The sequence below is a fragment of the Achromobacter sp. ACM03 genome (genome assembly GCF_014851665.1).
GTDB lineage: Bacteria > Pseudomonadota > Gammaproteobacteria > Burkholderiales > Burkholderiaceae_B > Achromobacter > Achromobacter aegrifaciens.
Window position 1 is genome coordinate 1,419,573 of record NZ_JACVAD010000002.1, and the last position, 14,946, is coordinate 1,434,518.

Genomic DNA, 14,946 nt, shown 5'->3' on the forward strand with positions numbered 1-14,946 from the left:
GCCCCATTGGGGCGAGCATCGGAATGGCGCAGGGCCGCCTCGGCGGCTAAAGAACTCCGACATCCGCAAGCTCGAGGCTCTGCCGCTTCGGTGTTGTGAGGCGGGGTTCTTGAGTCGCCGGCGTCCGGACTGCGGGATTCCGATGCTCGCCCCGGTGGGGCTGCGCTTCGGATCCCTCCACCCGGACACCGGCTTACAGCATCTACCTATGAACGGGGTCTGAGGCCAACGCATTAGGCGATTGCCAGCCGAGGACCTCGAAGCCATCCGAAGCGCAGCCCCACCGGGGCGAGCATCGGAATGGCGCAGGGCAGCCTCGGCGGCTAAAGAACCCTGACGCCCGCAAGCTCGAAGCCCTACCGCTTCGCCCCCAGCAAGTTGGATTTACGTCCAACTTACCGCGGCCGGTCCAGATGGAGCGGTTTTTTCGACCCGAAAAGCGCTTGCCCTGCAAGTGTTATCAGGGCTTTCGATAGGATTTATTGCGAATTGTGACGTTATAATTCCCGGCTGCTTGCATGGGGACGTTCCCCAGAAAGGAGCTCCCAGCATGGTAATGATGTTGCCTTTCCTGACTGGCCTGATCGCGGTGTGGTTCGGCATGCTAGGCAGGCGCCGCCCCTGCGTGACCTTCTGGCTGCTGACGCTGGCGCTGTTCGCCGGCTGGTGCCAGTACCACATGACCAGCCCTCTGGCCTTGTCGTTCTGAGGGCGGGGCAATGATCTTCTCCCGCAATCCCGCGCGCGGCTCGCGCGTCCTCAATGGCCTGGCGCTGCTGGGCGTCACCAGCGCCCTGGGCATGGCCTTCTTCTGGCAGATCGCCTACGACGAGCTGCCTTGTCCGCTGTGCCTGTTGCAGCGCGTGGCGCTGCTGCTTGCGGGCGTGGGCTTCTTGCTGAACATGCGGTTGGGGCCTTCGCCCATGCACTATGCGATGAGCATCGCGGCCGCATTGGGCGGCATGCTGGCCGCCGGCCGGCAAGTGCTGCTGCACATCGCGCCGGGCGATCCGGGCTACGGCTCGCCCTTCCTGGGCCTGCACTTCTACACCTGGGCGTTCATCGCCTTTGCCGCCATCATCGTGTTCTGCGCCGTGATGCTGGCAGTCGACCGCAAATGGGGCGACAACATGCTGCGCAAGCCGGTGTCGGTGCTGGGCGTGCTGGTCATGGCCCTGTTTTTCCTGGTGGCGCTGGCCAATGTGGGCAGCACCACGCTGGAGTGCGGTTTCGGGCCTTGCCCGGACAACCCCACGAGCTATCAATGGCTGGATTCCGCCTCCGCGACATAGCCCTTGCCGGTGCCGGGTAAAATACCGGGTTTCGCGGCATCCGTCCGCGGTCCTTTGACTTTCCGCGGCCCTGCGCCGCGGTCTCAACTCTACGACACCGGTTATGACAGCCAAGACTTCCGCAGCGGCAGAGGCCACCCCCGTGGTGGGCGTGATTATGGGTTCTTCCAGCGATTGGGAGGTCATGAAGCACGCGGTCACGATGCTGGAGGATTTTGGCGTTCCCCATGAGGCGCGCGTGATCTCCGCGCACCGCATGCCGCAGGACATGGCCGAGTACGGCGCGGCGGCGCATGCCCGCGGCCTGCGCGGCATCATCGCCGGCGCCGGCGGCGCGGCGCACCTGCCGGGCATGATGGCCGCCCTGACCGAAGTGCCGGTGTTCGGCGTGCCGGTGCCGTCCAAGTACCTGCGCGGCGAGGATTCGCTGCTGTCCATCGTGCAAATGCCCAAGGGCGTGCCGGTGGCCACTTTCGCGATCGGCGAGGCCGGCGCGGCCAATGCCGCGCTGCACCTGATCGCTACCCTGGCCGGCACGGACGCGGGCTTGCACAAGAAGCTGGTGGCGTTCCGCGCCCGCCAGACGCAAGCCGCGCGCGACATGAAGGTTCCGCCCGAGGCCTGATCAGAATGACTCAATCGACTGCTTTCATGATTGCTCCCGGCGGCTGGCTGGGATTGCTGGGCGGCGGCCAACTGGGCCGCATGTTCTGCCACGCGGCCCAGAGCCTGGGCTACAAGGTCGCGGTGCTGGACCCGGCCGCCGAATGCCCGGCGGGCATGGTGGCCGACCTGCACATCCAGGCGGCCTATGACGACGAGGCTGGCCTCGAGCGCCTGGCCCAGACCTGTCAGGCCGTCACCACCGAGTTCGAGAACGTGCCTGCGGACAGCCTGCGCACGCTGGCCACGCGCTGCCGCGTCAGCCCGGCCGGAGACGCCGTGGCCATCGTGCAGGACCGCATCGCCGAAAAGACGTTCATTGCCTCGCAAGGCATTGCTGTCGCGCCGCACGCCGCGATCCGCAGCGAAGCCGACCTGCGCGCAGCGCCCCAAGGGCTGTTTCCGGGCATCCTGAAAGTCGCGCGCCTGGGTTACGACGGCAAGGGCCAGGCCCGCATCAACACGCGCGAGGAAGCGCTGGCGGCCTTCGCCGAATTCGGCGGCGTGGCCTGCGTGCTGGAAGCGCTGATGCCGCTGGACTACGAAATTTCCGTGGTGCTGGCGCGCGGCTTCGATGGCGCGAGCGTGGTGTTCCCGGTGGCGCGCAACGTGCACCGCGACGGCATCCTGGCGGTGTCGACCGCGGCGCCGGTGCAGCAGGACGCAGCCCATGCCGAAAGGCAGGCCCGCGCCACGCAGGCCGCGCAAGCCATCGCGCAGGGGTTGGGCTACCACGGCGTGCTGTGCGTGGAATTCTTCGTGCTCAAGGACGGCAGCCTGATCGTCAACGAGATCGCGCCGCGCCCGCACAACAGCGGCCACTACACCATGGATGCCTGCCTCAGCAGCCAGTTCGAGCAGCAGGCGCGCGCCATGGCCGGCCTGCCGCTGGGCGGCTCCGACCTGTTGGCGCCCGCCGTCATGCTGAACATCCTGGGCGACATCTGGTATCCGTCGGCCACCGCCACGGCGCAGCGCGAACCCGATTGGGCCGCCGCGCTGGCCGTGCCAACCGCCAAGCTGCACCTGTACGGCAAGCGCGAAGCGCGCCGTGGCCGCAAGATGGGCCACATCACGATCGTGGCGCCCACGCTGCAGCAGGCTCGCGACGACGCCGCCCGCGTGGCGGCGGCGCTGGGCATGCAGGCTCCCGAGTAAAGCGCGGATTCCATGACTTCCTTGTCCCCGTCAGCGTCCGCCACCGCCGCGGAGATCGCCCACGCCGCCCAGCGCATGCTGGACGGCGAGCTGGCCGCATTTCCCACCGAGACCGTCTACGGCCTGGGCGCGGACGCGGAAAACCCGCAAGCGGTCGCCAAGATCTACGCCGCCAAGGGCCGGCCTTCCAACCATCCCGTCATTGTGCACATCGCGCCGCAAGGCGATCTGTCGTACTGGGCGGCGGAAGTGCCGCAAGAGGCGCGCCTGCTGATCGACGCCTTCTGGCCCGGTCCGCTCACGTTGATTCTCAAGCGCGCGCCGCACATCGTCGACACGGTCAGCGGCGGCCAGGACAGCATCGGCATCCGCTGCCCCTCGCATCCGGTGGCGCAGGCGCTGCTGGAGGCTTTTGCCGCGGGCAAGCCCAACGGGCAGGGCGGCGTCGCGGCGCCATCTGCCAACAAGTTCGGCCAGGTGTCGCCGACGCGCGCCGAGCACGTGCGCAGCGAGTTCCCCGAGGAAGTCGCGGCCGGCATGCCGGTGCTGGAAGGGGGCGCCTCGGAAGTGGGCATCGAGTCCACCATCCTTGACCTGTCGCGCCTGGACCGCGGCGCCGGCCCCGTGCTGCTGCGTCCCGGCCACATCAGCGCCGCGCAGATCGAGGCCGTGCTGGGCGTGCAGGTCTTCGCGCCCGACGCCGCCGCGCCCAGGGCATCGGGCACGCTGAAGGCGCACTACGCGCCGCGCACGGCGCTGGAGCTGGCTTCCGACGCACGCCTGCGGGACGTGGTGCAGGGGCAGGGCCTGCCCGAAGGCAAGGTCGTGGTGGTCGCCTACGGCGATCGCCCCGATGCGCTTGACGGGCGGGTGCAGTGGCAGGGCGTGCCAGCCGATCCGGCGCGCTATGCGCAGGCGCTTTACGGCCTGCTGCGCGACCTGGACAAGCAGGGCTACGCCCGCATCATCGTGCAGGCGCCGCCTGCCACCGATGACTGGCACGCGGTCAACGACCGCATCGGCCGCGCCGCCGCTGCCTTCACGCTGGATACGACGGACCTGTAGGCCTTGCGCCTCAGGCCGCCAGGAACTCCCCGATCCGCTCCACCGCCTGCCGCAACGGCGGCAGGAACTCCTCCGTCAGCCGGTTCAGCGGCACCCGCGCCGCCTTGACACTGACGTTGACCGCGCCGCAGGCCTTGCCGCTGGCCGAGCGCACCGCCACGGAGATGGCGCGCACGTTCAGTTCCAGTTCCTGGTCGACGACGGCGTAGTCCTGCTCGCGGATGCGCGCGAGTTCGGCGCGCAGCTTGTCCTCGGTGACCAGCGTGAATTCCGTGTACGGCTGAAGCTCGGTCGCGGCGAAGTAGCGGGCCAGCGCGGGTTCAGGCAATTGCGCCAGCAGCACCCGGCCGATCGAGGTGCAGTACGCCGGCAGCCTGCTGCCCAGCCCCATCGAGGTCGCCAGCAGGCGGGTCACCTCGGAACGCGCCAGGTACAGCATCTCGTGGCCTTCCATGATGGCCAGCGCGCAGGTCTCGTTGATCGTGGCGCTGAGTTCTTCCAGCACCGGCTGCGCCAGCGACACAAAGGGCGTGGACGAGAAATAGGCGTAGCCCAGGCCCAGGATGCGCGGGGTCAGTACATAGAGCCTGCCGTGCTGTTCGGCGATGCCCAACAGGATCAGCGTGTGCAGGCAGCGCTGTACCACGGCGCGCGGCAAGCCGGCGCGGCGGCTCAGTTCGGCCGCGGTCTGCGGATGGCGGCGGGTGCCGAAGGCGCGGATCACATGCAGCCCGCGCGCCAGCGTCAGCATGTAATCCGGATCGCCGCGCAGCTGGTCGGGATGGTCTTCCGCCGCGAGCGGCGCGGCGTAGCCGGGCGGCGGAAGATTGGGCCGCATCAGGCTGCGCGCAATGGCGCGCCGGTGCGCGCCTGGAGGGCTGAGAGGGTCATGCCGTCGATCATATCCCGAACCACCAGCCCGTCCGGCGTGACCTCGATGACGGCCAGGTCGGTATAGATGCGGTCCACCACGCCGGCGCCTGTCAGCGGATAGGTGCAGCGCTCGACGATCTTGGGTTCGCCGCTTTTGCTGTTGTGTTCCATCATGATGTAGACGCTGCGCGCGCCCACGGCCAGGTCCATCGCGCCGCCCACGGCCGGCGCTTCTCCCGGCTTGGCCAGCGACCAGTTGGCCAGGTCGCCGTTGGCGGCGACCTGCATGCCGCCCATGACGCAGATGTCCAGGTGGCCGCCGCGCATCATCGCGAACGAATCGGCGTGATGGAAATACGCGCCGCCTTCCAGCAGGGTCACGGGCTGCTTGCCGGCGTTGATCAGGTCCAGGTTGATGTCGGCCTCGGCGGGTGGCGGGCCCATGCCCAGGATGCCGTTTTCGCTGTGCAGCACGATCTCGCGGCCGGCGGGCAGGTGGGCGGCCACCAGCACCGGCATGCCGATGCCCAGGTTGACATAGCTGCCGTCGGGAATGTCCTGGGCCAGGCGGCGCGCCATGGCCTCGCGGGTCAGGGGTTGGAACATGCGGATTCCTTTGCGGTTCGGCCAGCCCTAGCTGGAAAAGGCGGCGTTGGCGACCTGGGTGACGCGCTTGACGAAGATGCCCGGCGTCACCACGGCCTCGGGCGACAGCTCGCCCAGCGCGACCTGGGCGCGCACCTGCACGATGGCGGTCTTGGCCGCCATGCACATGACCGGGCCGAAGTTGCGCGCGCTCTTGTTGTAGGTGAGGTTGCCCCAGCGGTCGGCCAGGTCGGCCTTTACCAACGCGAAGTCGCCATGCAGGGGCTGTTCGAAGACGTGGCCACGGCCGTCGATCATGCGCGTTTCCTTGCCGCGCGCCAGTTCGGTGCCGTAGGCTGTGGGCGTGTAGAACCCGCCCAGGCCCGCGCCGGCCGCCCGCAGGCGTTCGGCGATGGTGCCTTGCGGCACGCATTCCAGTTCGATACGACCCTGGCGGTAGAACTCGTCGAAGACCCAGGAGTGCGAGGCCTTGGGAAAGGAGCAGATCACCTTGCGCACGCGCCCGGCCTTGATCAACGCCGCCAGGCCGGTTTCGTGGTTGCCGGCGTTGTTGCTGACCACGGTGAGCTCGCGCGCGCCCTGCGCGATCAGCGCGTGGATCAGTTCGGTGGGCATGCCGGCGCCGCCGAAGCCGCTGATCAGCACGGTGGCGCCGTCGTGCACGTCCGCAACGGCGGTCTCGGGAGTGTCGTAGAACTTGTCGATCATGCGGGGCTCCTGCGCTTTCAGTCCACGGTGATACGCGCCTGCTTGATGATCCCGGCGTAGCGCGTCGAGTCCGTCTTCATCAGGTCGGCGAATTGCGCGGTGGTGCCGCTGACCGGCAGGAAGCCCGCGTCCAGGAATTTCTGCCTGACGTCGGGCTCCTTGACGATCTCGCTGATCTCGCGCGCCATGCGGTCGATGACCGGCGTGGGCGTGCCGGCCGGCGCCATCAGGCCCGCCCACGAACCGGTGACGAAGCCGGGCAGGCCGGCTTCTTCCATGGTCGGGATCGAGGGCTCGGTCGGCCAGCGCTGCTTGCCGGTGAACGCCAGCGCCTTCAGCCGGTTCTGCTTGACGTACTGCATGGGCACGAGGATCGGATCGAAGACCATGGACACGCGGCCGCCCAGCAGGTCCGCCAGGATGGGGGCGCTGCCTTTGTAGGCCACGTGCGTCATGGTGATCTTGCTTTGCAGCGCGAAGTCCGCGCCGGTCAGGTGCGCGCTGGAACCGTTGCCGCTGGAGGCATAGGTGAGCTTGTCCGGATTCTTGCGGGCATAGTCGACCAGTTCGGCCACCGTCTTCACGGGAATGTCTTCGGCCACGAACAGGAACAGGGGCAGGTCCGCCATCTGCACCACGGGCGTCAGGTCGGCGGGCTTGTAGCCCAGTTTGTATAGATGGAAATTGATGATGTAGGCGGGCAGGATGGAAAGAAAGGTGTAGCCGTCCGGCTCCGCCTTCGCGGCGATGGCGGCCCCCACGCTGCTGTTGGCGCCGGGGCGGTTCTCGATGATGATGGTCTGCTTCAGGCGCGGGCCGAGCTTGTCCATCACGATGCGCGTGACGATATCGGTCGAGCCACCCGGCGTGTACGGCACGATGACTTTGATCGGCTTGCTGGGCCAGTCGTCTGCGGCGTGAACGCCAGCGCCGGCGGCCAGGCCGGCGGCCGCCAGGGCCGTGCCCAGCAGGGATTTGAGGGTGCTGCGGCGGGACTGCAAGTGGCTTGCATGGGTCATGGGTTGGGTCTCCTCCATGAATCGGCCGCTCGCGTAGTCGCGGCCGTTATTTTTTGAGAGATCGCGGCGCCGGCAGCGGCGGGCCCGGGACGCGAAAAAAGTATGGCACCAAGGCAAGCGGCCATCGCGGTCTGGCGGGCGGATAAAGTTCGTTCACCGGACAGGTCTGCAACCTTCAGGAATCGCGCCCCGTCCTCCGGGTTTCCACTAGGCGCCTTCGCGTTGTTCACGCCGTGGACATGGCTTAATCTGGCGGCCGGCCCAGTAAGGCAGGGCTCGGTTTCAACCGCAGTCGGCTTACAAGCCGGCGCGGCATCCATACTCAGGAGAAGTGATCATGAAGCGGTCCATCTTGTTTGCAGCCGGCGCCTTGGCCCTGGCTTGCGCATCCCAGGCGGCGGTGGCGGGGCCCACCCTCGATGCCGTGAAGAAAAAAGGATTCGTGCAGTGCGGCCTGACCGACGGCGTATCCGGCTTTTCGGCGACCAACAGCAAGGGCGAATGGGAAGGCATGGACGTGGACATCTGCCGCGCGGTCGCGGCGGCGGTGTTCGGTGATCCGACCAAATTCAAGGGCACGCCGCTGTCCACCCAGCAACGCTTCACGGCGCTGCAATCGGGCGAGGTGGACGTGCTGCTGCGCACCGTCACGCTGACGCAGACCCGCGACACGTCGCTGGGCCTGGCGGCCGTGGCGGCCAGCTTCTACGACGGCCAGGGCATCCTGGTGAGCAAGAAGCTGGGCGTCAAGAGCGCCAAGGAACTCAACGGCGCCACGGTCTGCGTGCAGCCCGGCACCACCACCGAGCTCAACCTGGCCGACTGGTTCCGCACCAACAACATCGAATTCAAGCCGGTGGTGATCGACAAGGTGACCGAGGTCGTGCGCGCCTTCGAATCGGGCCGCTGCGACGCCTTCACCGACGACGCCTCGCAACTGGCCGCGGTGCGCGCCACCCAGGTCGCCAAGCCGGACGACTACGAGATCCTGCCGGAACGCTTCTCCAAGGAGCCGCTGGGTCCCATGGTGCGCCAGGGCGACGAGAACTGGCTGGGCATCGTGCGTTGGACGCTGTTCGCGCTGATGGAGGCCGAGGAATACGGCATCACCCAGAAGAACGTCGACGAAATGTTGAAGAGCAACAACCCCAACATCGCCCGCATCCTGGGCGTGACGCCGGGGGCGGGCAAGAACATGGGGCTGGATGAGAAGTGGGCCTACAACGCCATCAAGGCAGTGGGCAACTACAGCGAAGTGTTCGAGCGCAACGTGGGCAAGGACAGCAAGCTCGGCCTGCAACGCGGCACCAATGCGTTGTGGAACAAGGGCGGCGCCATGTATCCCTGGCCGATCCGCTAAGGTTCGCGCCAGCCAGGACGGCCCGGATTTCCGGGCCGTTTTTTTATGGCATCGCCACGCGATACGTCTGCACCGTATTGCGGTACGCTATGCGCTTTCCACTGGACGGCCCACGCGCCATGACGCAGACCCGAAACGCCGAGGATTCCCCACTGTTCATCGCCGCGCTGGCGCGCGGCGTCTCCGTCCTGCGGGCCTTCAGCGAGGGGCAGCCCGCCATGACCTTGCCGGAGCTGGCCGAAGCGACCGGACTGAGCAAGAGTTCGGTGCAGCGCTTCACCCACACGCTGTGGACGCTGGGCTATCTGCGCAAGGACCCCTTGAGCAAGAAGTTCTCGCTGGGGCCCTGGTCGCTGGAGCTGGGCATGAAGTACGTGCAGACCAGCCCGCTGGTGCTGGGCGGCAATCCCTTCCTGCACACGCTCAACCGCAACAGCCAGGAAACCTGCAGCCTGGCCGAGCCCGACGGTCTGGACATGGCGTACGTGGCGCGCTTTGCCACCCACAAGGAAATGTTCGTGAACATGCCGGTGGGCATGCGCCTGCCGCTGTACTGCACGGCGGCGGGCCGGGCGGTGCTGGCCAGGCTGGATCCCGCGGTCGCGCGCGGTCTCCTGGAACGGTGCGACCGCAAGGCCTACACGGCCGCCACCATCACAAGCATGGACGAACTCCTGGCCGAGCTGGAGTTTGCCCGCAGGCACGGCTATGCGCGCTCCAACGGCGAGTTCTATCCGGGCGACATCACGGTCAGCGCCGCGGTGCTGGATGCCGGTGGCACGCCGGTAGGCGCGGTCAACGTATCGGTGCCGTCCAGCCGCTGGTCGTTCGAGCAGGCGCAGGCGGTGTTCGGTCCGCAAGTGGTGGAAACGGCGCACGCCATCAGCGCGTCGCGCACGCTGGGGCGGTCGCGCCCCTTCTATGAAATGGAGCCGCCGGGCGGCGCCCTGCGCGACGCGATGCCGTTCGCGGGCGACGAGGCCTGATTCCAGGAGGCCCGGGTCCCGGACGCGCCGACCACGCGCGTTCGTTATTCATACTAATTTAGTCGGATATAAAACTGCTGATTAGGGGAAACTCCCTAATTGGCCGGATGCTTGTACGCACGCTACTCTTATTTCGACACGATCATATCGCACAGCGATTTGATTGAATCTAAATAGTGATCCCAGCCTTATCCAGGGCAGCGGTCGTCACCCAGGAGCCGAGTTGTGCAGCAGCCAGCCGAAGTCTGTTTTCATCCCGTCGCCGGGTTCATGGGCCTGCCTGCCGTCCGCGCCGCGGGCACGGGCGCGGCGCGCGCCTGCGTGGTCGGCATTCCCTTCGATTGCGGCACGCATCCGTTCCGGGTCGGATCGCGCCAGGGGCCGGACGCGATCCGTGAGCAGTCCAGGCTGCTGCGGCCGGTGGATATCTTCCGGCGCCACGGCATCGACAACCCGCCGGAATTCCTGCGCGCCATCGACGTGGGCAATGTGGCCTGCCATCCGGGCGATCCGGACGCCTCCTATCCGCTGATCGAGGCCGGCATAGGCGCCATCCTGGATTCGGGCGCCATACCGATTTCCATGGGAGGCGATGGCGCGGTCACCTTGCCGCAGCTGCGCGCCGTGGCGCGCCGCCATCCGGATTTCGTGGTGCTGCATTTCGATTCGCACACCGACACCTATCCCATCCCTGGCTACAACACGGCCACTACGTTCACACGCGCCGCTGAAGAGGGGCTGCTGGACGTGGCCTCCAGCTTTCACATCGGCACGCGCGGCAGTTCCTTCATGCCGGGCGTGTTGGAGTTCGGGCGCGAGGTCGGCTACACGATCCTGCCTTATGACGACTTCGACCAGGACCAGAAGGGCGCGCTGGCCAACATCAAGCAGCGCATCGGCCAGCGGCCCGTGTACCTGTGCTTCGACATGGACATCTTCGATCCTTCTTGCGCGCCGGGCGTGTGCACGCCGGAGTGGGGCGGACTTACGGCCAAGGAAGGGCTGGCGCTGCTGCGCCAGCTCGCGGGCCTGAACTTCGTGGCGTTCGACGTGAACACCGTGTCGCCGCCGCAAGACGTGCAGGGGGCCACGGCCTTCCTGGCAGCCACCGTCATGCAGGAATTCTGCGCGCTGGCGGCGGTAGCGGTGCAGCAGTATCCGCAGGGGCGTCCGGCCTGAGCCGGCAGCGCCACGCCAACCAATTCATCCAAGGGGAAAACGATGAAACTCAAATCCATTCTGCTGGGCCTGGCTGTAGCCGGCCTGCTGGCCCAGGGCGGCGCGCAGGCGCGCACGCTGGACGAGATCCGCGCGGACCAGAGCCTGAACGTCGTCACCACGGCGTCCGCGCCGCCGCACGGCTTCAAGAATCCGAAGTCGAACCAGCTGGAGGGCATCATGGTGGACGTGGCCGCGGCCGTGGCCAAGCACCTGAAGGTGTCGGACAAGCTGTCCGACGTGCCGTTCTCCGGCCTGATTCCCACGCTGACCTCGGGCCGCGCCGACGTGATGTCCGCGCCGCTCTTCATCACCGAGGAACGCGCCCGCGCCATCGATTTCTCGGCGCCGGTCTATGAATGGGGCGAGGGCATCGTGGTCAGCGACAAGGCCGACAAGAAGTACGCCAAGTTCGAAGACATGAAGGGCCAGCGCGTCGGCGTGCTGGTGGACTCGGTGCAGTTCAACATGATCAAGGACATGCCCGGCACCAAGGTGTCCACCTACCAGGACTATTCCACGCTGCTGGCCGACGTGCGCGCCGGCCGCATCGACCTCGGCATCGTGGATCCGCCCAGCATCATCTACCAGATCAAGACCAAGAACATCCCCGGCGTGAAGCTGGACACGGGCTATCAGCCGCAGCGCAAGTGGCAGGTGGGCATGGCGGTGCAGAAGGGCAACGCCGCGCTGCTGGAGGCGGTCAACGGCGCGCTGGCACAGATGAAACAGAACGGCGAGCTCGCCGCCATCGGGCAGAAGTGGGGCGTGGCCGACCTGATGAGCAAGTGACGCCGTACCGGCACGGATAAGGAGTACGACTTGGATCTCGCGACCCTGCGCATGTACCTGACCCCCCTCGCCGAGGGCACGGTCTGGACCCTGGCGCTGTTTTTCTCTTCGGCATTCCTGGCGGTGGCCCTGGGCCTGGTCGTCTGTCTGTGCCGCCTGTCGCCGTCGCGGCTGCTCAGCCGTGGCGCGCGTTTCTACATCGACGTGATACGCGGCACGCCGCTGCTGCTGCAGCTGTTCTACATCTACTACGGCCTGCCTGAGATGGGCGTGGTCATCAACGGTTTCGTTGCCGGCGTGTTGGGCCTGACGCTGAACTTCGGCGCCTATCTGGCCGAACTCTTCCGCAGCGGCATCCAGTCGGTGGACAGCGGCCAGTACGAGGCGGCGCGCGCGCTGGGCCTGGGCAAGATGCAGCGGCTGCGCCGCATCGTGCTGCCGCAGGCCTTGCGCACGGTGTTCCCGGCGCTGGGCAACTACGCGCTGGTGCTGATCAAGGAAACCTCGCTGGTGGCCGTCATCAGCGTTTACGAATTGATGCGCGCGGGCGAAATGCTGGCGGGCGCCACCTTCCAGGCGCTGACCGTCTACACCATGGTGGGCGTCATCTACTTCGCCATGTGCAGCGTGCTGTCCTACGTGTTCCGCCGTTCCGAAAAGCGCCTGACCGTGCCGGGCTACTGGAGCGGCGCGGGCGAAAACCATGACATTTCCAAGGCCTGATGCGATGGATGGATTGAACTACGCCGCCCCTATCATCACGATGCAGGGCGTATGCAAATGGTATGGCGACTTCAAGGTGCTGGACGAGCTGGCGCTGGAGGTGTTGCCAGGCGAAAAGCTGATCCTGTGCGGGCCGTCCGGCTCCGGCAAGTCCACCACCATCCGGCTCTTGAACCGGCTCGAGGAACACCAGCAAGGCCGCATCGTCGTCGACGGCATCGAGCTGAACGACGACCTGAAGAACATCGAGCGCATCCGCGCCGAGGTCGGCATGGTGTTCCAGCACTTCAACCTGTTTCCGCACCTGACCGTGCTGGACAATTGCACGCTGGCGCCGATGCTGGTGAAGGGCGTGCCGCGCGAGGAAGCCGAGGCCCGCGCCATGGAATACCTGGAGCGCGTCAAGATTCCGCAGCACGCCTCCAAGTACCCGGGCCAGCTGTCCGGCGGCCAGAAGCAGCGCGTGGCGATTGCGCGGGCGCTGTGCATGCGGCCCAAGATCATGCTGTTCGACGAGCCCACATCCGCGCTGGACCCCGAGATGGTCAAGGAAGTGCTGGACACCATGGTGGCGCTGGCGCGCGACGGCATGACCATGGTGTGCGTGACGCATGAAATGGGTTTCGCGCGCGAGGTCGGCGACCGCGTGGTCTTCATGGACCAGGGCGCCATCGTCGAGGCCGACACGCCGGACAATTTCTTCCGCGCGCCGCGCACCGAACGCGCGCAGGCCTTCCTGGGGCAGATACTGGGTTGATCGGGCCTTTCAAATTCCGTTTGGCGGAACCTGTGGAATGGTTCCATGACGGCGGCCTGAAATGGCTCTAGCCGGTTTCGGCTACGCTACCTATCATGCATGTCACGCGGGCGCGCATGCGCCCATGCACCGCCAATGGAAAATGATCAGGGAAAAACGATGAACGGCGCTGATAGTCTTTGCGATACCTTGCTGGCCAACGACGTGGATGTTTGCTTCGCGAACCCCGGCACATCCGAAATGCACTTTGTCGCGGCATTGGATCGCAAGCCGAAGATGCGCTGCGTGCTGGGCCTGTTCGAAGGCGTGGTGACCGGCGCGGCCGACGGCTACGCGCGCATGGCCGACAAGCCTGCCGCGACGCTGCTGCACCTGGGCCCGGGCCTGGGCAACGGGCTGGCCAACCTGCACAACGCCAAGCGCGCCCGCACGCCCATGGTCAACATCGTGGGCGACCACGCCACCTATCACGTCCAGTACGACGCGCCGCTGACCAGCGACGTCGAAGGCGTCGCGCGCCCGATGTCGCATTGGGTCAAGCGCACCACCAAGGCCGCCGACCTGTCCGCCGACGCCGCTGAGGCCGTGGGCGTGGCGCGCCGCTCGCCGGGCAACATCGCCACGCTGATCCTGCCCGCCGACGCGGCCTGGACGGACTTGCCGGAAAACACCGCGCCGGTGCTGGCCAAGAGCGAGGCCTTGGCCCAGACCTCGGCCGACGCGGTGCGCGCGGCGGTTGCCGCGATCCGCTCGGGCGAAGTCACGACGCTGATGCTGGGCGGTTCCGCGCTGCGTGAACGCGCGCTGAACGCCGCCGGCCGTATCGCGCGCGCCACCGGCGTGCGGCTGGTGTCGGAAACCTCCAACCGCCGCATCGAGCGCGGCGGCTCGCGCACGCCGGTGGACCGCCTGCCGTATCCGATCGACCTGGCGGTGGCCAAGCTGAAGGACGTGCGCCATCTGGTGCTGGTGGGCGCGAAAGCGCCGGTCGGCTTCTTTGCCTATCCCGGCAAGCCCAGCCTGCTGGCGCCGCCCGACTGCAAGCAGGTGGTGCTGGGCACGCCCGAGCAGGACCTGGCGCATGCGCTGGAGTGGCTGGCCGACGAGCTCGGCATCGCCCAGGACGCGCCGCGCCTGGCCGCTGCCCCCGCCAACTACGAGGTGCCGCAGTCCGGCAAGTTGACTGGCGCCGCCGTCAACATCCTGGTCGCGCACCATCTGCCGGAGCAGGCCATCGTCTGCGACGAGTCCATCACCCAGGGCCGCGAATTCCCGCTCTACAGCGTCAACAGCGCGCCGCACGATTGGCTCATGCTGACGGGCGGCGCCATCGGCATCGGCCTGCCGCTGGCGACCGGCGCTGCCGTCGCCTGCCCGGACCGCAAGGTCGTCACCCTGCAGGCAGACGGCAGCGGCATGTACACCTTGCAGGCGCTATGGACGCAGGCGCGCGAGAACCTGGATTGCCTGACCGTGATCCTGGCCAACCGTTCCTACGCCACCCTGCACGGCGAGATGAAGAACGTGGGCGTACAGGAACCCGGGCGCAACGCCCGCCGCATGCTGGATCTGGAAGAACCGTACCTGGACTGGACGCATCTGGCGCGCGGCATGGGCGTGGAAGCGGTCAGCGTGGATACGGTGGAAGGCTTCGCGCGCGCGCTGCAGGAAGGCCTGAAGCGCCGCGGCCCGTTCCTGATTGAAGCGGTGATCTGAGCGGCCTGCG

Annotated in this window: 16 protein-coding genes; 12 read left to right on the top strand and 4 right to left on the bottom strand. The window is 67.1% G+C overall.

Translation table 11 applies throughout. The features are described 5' to 3' along the window. The first annotated feature begins 550 nt into the window (after positions 1–550). From IB257_RS14800 to IB257_RS14820, 5 genes are all read left to right on the top strand, one after another. The gene (locus IB257_RS14800; RefSeq protein ID WP_367648236.1) at positions 551–709 is read left to right on the top strand and encodes a DUF5993 family protein; all 159 of its coding nucleotides are present in this window, start codon (positions 551–553) and stop codon (positions 707–709) included. 10 nt (positions 710–719) lie between these two features. Further along, the gene (locus IB257_RS14805; protein ID WP_175214361.1) at positions 720–1,292 is read left to right on the top strand and encodes a disulfide bond formation protein B; all 573 of its coding nucleotides are present in this window, start codon (positions 720–722) and stop codon (positions 1,290–1,292) included. A 103-nt stretch (positions 1,293–1,395) separates the two neighbouring features. Then, positions 1,396–1,917, top strand: a complete 522-nt coding sequence (purE, locus tag IB257_RS14810) for a 5-(carboxyamino)imidazole ribonucleotide mutase (protein ID WP_054451468.1) — start codon at positions 1,396–1,398, stop codon at positions 1,915–1,917. 5 nt (positions 1,918–1,922) lie between these two features. Further along, the gene (locus tag IB257_RS14815; RefSeq protein ID WP_054451466.1) at positions 1,923–3,113 is read left to right on the top strand and encodes a 5-(carboxyamino)imidazole ribonucleotide synthase; all 1,191 of its coding nucleotides are present in this window, start codon (positions 1,923–1,925) and stop codon (positions 3,111–3,113) included. Between the two features lie 12 nt (positions 3,114–3,125). Beyond that, positions 3,126–4,178, top strand: a complete 1,053-nt coding sequence (locus IB257_RS14820; protein WP_119450583.1) for an L-threonylcarbamoyladenylate synthase — start codon at positions 3,126–3,128, stop codon at positions 4,176–4,178. Positions 4,179–4,188: 10 nt separating this feature from the next. Here IB257_RS14820 and IB257_RS14825 read toward each other — a convergent pair whose 3' ends face one another. Genes IB257_RS14825 through IB257_RS14840 form a run of 4 tightly spaced genes read right to left on the bottom strand, consistent with a single transcriptional unit; the run spans position 4,189 to position 7,384 of the window. Beyond that, on the bottom strand, positions 4,189–5,016 hold the full coding sequence (locus IB257_RS14825) for an IclR family transcriptional regulator C-terminal domain-containing protein (protein WP_054451462.1): 828 nt from the start codon (positions 5,014–5,016) through the stop codon (positions 4,189–4,191). Next, positions 5,016–5,657 (bottom strand): 3-oxoacid CoA-transferase subunit B, encoded by a 642-nt coding sequence (locus IB257_RS14830; protein WP_054451459.1) that lies wholly within the window; start codon positions 5,655–5,657, stop codon positions 5,016–5,018. The genes IB257_RS14825 and IB257_RS14830 overlap by 1 nt, the downstream gene beginning before the upstream one ends. 27 nt (positions 5,658–5,684) lie before the next feature. After that, entirely contained in the window at positions 5,685–6,365 is a 681-nt protein-coding gene (locus IB257_RS14835) for a 3-oxoacid CoA-transferase subunit A (protein WP_175162088.1), read from the bottom strand. Between the two features lie 17 nt (positions 6,366–6,382). After that, positions 6,383–7,384: a tripartite tricarboxylate transporter substrate binding protein gene (locus tag IB257_RS14840; protein ID WP_054451456.1), complete on the bottom strand. Its 1,002-nt coding sequence runs from the start codon at positions 7,382–7,384 to the stop codon at positions 6,383–6,385. Between the two features lie 337 nt (positions 7,385–7,721). On the opposite strand from IB257_RS14840, the gene IB257_RS14845 reads away from it, so the two are divergent. The 7 genes from IB257_RS14845 to IB257_RS14875 all read left to right on the top strand — a co-directional run bounded on the left by IB257_RS14845 (position 7,722) and on the right by IB257_RS14875 (position 14,936). Then, on the top strand, positions 7,722–8,744 hold the full coding sequence (locus tag IB257_RS14845) for an amino acid ABC transporter substrate-binding protein (RefSeq protein WP_054451454.1): 1,023 nt from the start codon (positions 7,722–7,724) through the stop codon (positions 8,742–8,744). A gap of 119 nt (positions 8,745–8,863) precedes the next feature. Continuing rightward, positions 8,864–9,730 carry an IclR family transcriptional regulator gene (locus IB257_RS14850; RefSeq protein ID WP_192492484.1) on the top strand — a complete coding sequence of 289 codons (867 nt, stop codon included), beginning with the start codon at positions 8,864–8,866 and terminating at the stop codon, positions 9,728–9,730. 270 nt (positions 9,731–10,000) lie between these two features. Continuing rightward, positions 10,001–10,909, top strand: a complete 909-nt coding sequence (locus IB257_RS14855; protein WP_175214363.1) for an arginase family protein — start codon at positions 10,001–10,003, stop codon at positions 10,907–10,909. Positions 10,910–10,951: 42 nt separating this feature from the next. After that, the gene (locus IB257_RS14860; protein WP_054451452.1) at positions 10,952–11,740 is read left to right on the top strand and encodes an ABC transporter substrate-binding protein; all 789 of its coding nucleotides are present in this window, start codon (positions 10,952–10,954) and stop codon (positions 11,738–11,740) included. Between the two features lie 30 nt (positions 11,741–11,770). After that, complete coding sequence (locus IB257_RS14865; RefSeq protein ID WP_175162083.1) at positions 11,771–12,463, top strand: amino acid ABC transporter permease; 693 nt, start codon at positions 11,771–11,773, stop codon at positions 12,461–12,463. Positions 12,464–12,467: 4 nt separating this feature from the next. Continuing rightward, positions 12,468–13,220, top strand: coding sequence for an amino acid ABC transporter ATP-binding protein (locus tag IB257_RS14870; RefSeq protein ID WP_054451448.1), 753 nt, complete (start codon positions 12,468–12,470; stop codon positions 13,218–13,220). Between the two features lie 159 nt (positions 13,221–13,379). Next, the gene (locus tag IB257_RS14875; protein ID WP_054451445.1) at positions 13,380–14,936 is read left to right on the top strand and encodes an acetolactate synthase large subunit; all 1,557 of its coding nucleotides are present in this window, start codon (positions 13,380–13,382) and stop codon (positions 14,934–14,936) included. Positions 14,937–14,946 lie beyond the last annotated feature (10 nt).